This is a genomic window from Desulfurellaceae bacterium (assembly GCA_021296095.1).
Classification (GTDB): domain Bacteria; phylum Desulfobacterota; class Binatia; order Bin18; family Bin18; genus JAAXHF01.
Genome location: JAGWBB010000132.1, coordinates 1 through 2587, shown reverse-complemented (window position 1 = coordinate 2587; position 2587 = coordinate 1). Strand labels below are relative to the sequence as shown.

Genomic DNA, 2587 nt, shown 5'->3' with positions numbered 1-2587 from the left:
GCCACTCCGCCTCAACCCCCAGCTCGGTCAGCAGGTGCAGTGCGGTCCGAATATCGACCACCCGGGGCATGTTTGTGAACCGGCACTCTTCCTCGGTGAGCAGGGCGGCAAACAGAAAGGGCAGGGCCGCGTTTTTTGCCCCGCCGACCTCAATCTCTCCGTGGAGAGGCCGCCCTCCGCGTATGATAATCTTATCCATCTCCTCCTCCTCCTCCTTGCCTCTCGACCGGGCTGTGTCGGCGGACGCTGACAACACGTGGCAGGCCGGCATAGTCGTAGCTGAGCCGGCACTCGCTCAGATTGTCCTGGCTCCTCGCCATCCGCATCACGGCTGCACTCTGGGTGGAGCCGATCTCCATCACCAGCCAACCCCCAGGTCGCAGCTGTACCGGACAGTCTTGCAGCAAGCGACGATAAAAATCCAGCCCATCCCGTCCTCCGTCCAGTGCCAGGCGCGGCTCCCAGTCGCGGACTTCGGCTTGCAGGGTGGCGAACTCAGGCGCGGCAATATAGGGAGGATTGCTCACAATCAGATCAAAGGCAGGGGCGGCCCCTTCTGGGAGCCGCTGCCGCATATCGGCCCGCATGAAAGTAATGCGGTCGGCTACGTTGTGAGCGACCGCGTTGGTGCGCGCGACCGCCAGGGCCTCGGCCGACACGTCGCAGGCCCACACCCGCGCCTGGGGCAGCTGGCTGGCGAGCGTAACCGCCATACACCCGCTTCCCGTGCCCAGGTCGAGGATTCGAGGCGCGGGATAGGAGCCAAGCAACTCCAGGCCGACCTCAACGACCCGCTCGGTTTCGGGACGCGGAATGAGCACATGGCGGTTGACCGTGAACTCCAGCGACCAGAACTCCTGCACGCCGGTAATATACGCGCCGGGCTCGCGCCGGGCGCGACGTTTGAGGGTCCGCCAGAAGGCGTCGCGCTGATGCGGTGCGGGCGAGTCGCGGAGGTACAGCTCGGTTCTGTTTCCGCCCATCACATGGGCCAGCAACACCTCGGCGTCGAGACGTGGGCTCAGAACACCATGCCCGGCCAGGAAAGCGGCCGCGTCCGCCAGAAGGTCGGCCAGGCAGGACGTGCGGGCGAGTGGGGCTGGCATGGGACGGCTCAGCCGGTAGCCTTGAGCGCCTCGGCCTGGTGGGACGTGGTGAGCGCGTCCACGACCGGATCGAGTTCGCCTTCCAACACCCGCTCCAGGGTATGCAGGGTCAGGTTGATCCGGTGGTCGGTCAGCCGCGACTGCGGAAAATTATACGTCCGAATCCGTTCTGAGCGGTCGCCCGAGCCGACCATGCTGCGACGCGAGGCCGCGATTTCCTGGTGCTGCTCTTCGCGGGCTTTTTCCAGCAGCCGCGAGCGTAGGATTTTGAGCGCCTTGGCCTTGTTCTTGTGCTGGGACTTTTCGTCCTGACAGATCACCACCGAGTTGGTCGGCAGGTGGGTGATGCGGACGGCCGAGTCGGTGGTGTTGACGCTCTGGCCGCCCGGCCCGGAGGACCGATACACGTCAATGCGTAAATCCTTTTCCTCAATGTGGACATCAACATCCTCGGCCTCGGGCAGCACGGCCACGGTCACGGCCGAGGTATGAATCCGGCCCGAGGCTTCTGTCTCCGGGATGCGCTGGACGCGGTGGACCCCGCCCTCAAATTTCAGCCGGCTGTAGGCGCCGTCGCCCTCAATCAGGGTGACGATTTCCTTGAATCCACCCAGGCCAGTCGGGCTGGAACTCATCACCTCCATGCGCCAGTGTTTTTGCTCGGCGTAGCGGGTATACATCCGACACAGATCTGCGGCGAACAGACTGGCCTCCTCGCCACCGGTGCCGGCCCGGATTTCCAACAGCACATTTTTTTCATCCAGCGGATCTGTGGGCAGCAGCAGGACGCGCAGCTGTTGCTCAAGCTCGGCGTGGCTCTGGTGCAGGCTGTCCAGCTCTTCTCTGGCCAGGTCTTGGACCTCCGGGTCGGGATCGTCGAGCAGGGCTTGGCTGTCGTCGATCTCTTGGCCTGTTTTCCGCCACTGGCGAAAACACGTCACCACCCGGCCCAGCTCGGCGTGCTCTTTGGCCAGCCTGGCGTAGGCCTGGGTGTTGGCAATGACCTCGGAGCTGCTCAGCTGTTGCTCAAGCGCCTGGTAACGCTGTTCCACTTCGGCTAATTTTTCACCCCAATTGGCGGCTTCACTCATACGACTGCCTCGGTTGGTACGGGTCCGGTGGGGGCCAACACGAAAAAGACACGCGAGACCTCGCGTGTCTTGTCAGGCGGGCAGGGTGGGGGCAGCTAGTCTTCGGCCTGTTCTTCTTGCTTGAGCCCGTAGCGGCGGCGGAAACGTTCGACCCGGCCTGCCGTATCGACGATGCGTTGTTTGCCGGTGTAGAACGGGTGAGAGGCGCTGGAGATATCGAGTTTGTACAAGGGGTAGGTCTTGCCATCTTCCCATTCGATGGTATCGTTTGTTTCCACGCACGAACGGGTCAGAAAGACGTATTCCGCCGATGCGTCTTGAAAAACGACCGGTCTATATTCCTGTGGGTGGGTATTCTGTTTCATGACTAACCTCCGTCTGCTCAGTTCG

General features: G+C 62.9%; 4 protein-coding genes. All 4 read right to left on the bottom strand.

Going from position 1 to position 2587, the window contains the following annotated elements; translation table 11 throughout:
- On the bottom strand, window positions 1-199 hold a 199-nt coding region (locus tag J4F42_20935), incomplete at its 3' end, for a UDP-N-acetylglucosamine 1-carboxyvinyltransferase (GenBank protein MCE2487987.1).
- Window positions 192-1106, bottom strand: a complete 915-nt coding sequence (gene prmC / locus J4F42_20930) for a peptide chain release factor N(5)-glutamine methyltransferase (protein MCE2487986.1) — start codon at window positions 1104-1106, stop codon at window positions 192-194. The genes prmC and J4F42_20935, both read right to left, overlap by 8 nt.
- Before the next feature lie 8 nt (window positions 1107-1114).
- On the bottom strand, window positions 1115-2197 hold the full coding sequence (prfA, locus tag J4F42_20925) for a peptide chain release factor 1 (GenBank protein MCE2487985.1): 1083 nt from the start codon (window positions 2195-2197) through the stop codon (window positions 1115-1117).
- Between the two features lie 95 nt (window positions 2198-2292).
- The gene (locus J4F42_20920; GenBank protein ID MCE2487984.1) at window positions 2293-2562 is read right to left on the bottom strand and encodes a type B 50S ribosomal protein L31; all 270 of its coding nucleotides are present in this window, start codon (window positions 2560-2562) and stop codon (window positions 2293-2295) included.
- Between the last annotated feature and the right edge of the window lie 25 nt (window positions 2563-2587).

Excerpts from the sequence above, each read along its gene's own strand:
- prmC (MCE2487986.1), bottom strand. The coding sequence starts at position 1,106 with ATGCCAGCCCCACTCGCCCGCACGTCCTGCCTGGCCGACCTTCTGGCG.
- prfA (MCE2487985.1), bottom strand. The coding sequence starts at position 2,197 with ATGAGTGAAGCCGCCAATTGGGGTGAAAAATTAGCCGAAGTGGAACAG.
- J4F42_20920 (MCE2487984.1), bottom strand. The coding sequence starts at position 2,562 with ATGAAACAGAATACCCACCCACAGGAATATAGACCGGTCGTTTTTCAA.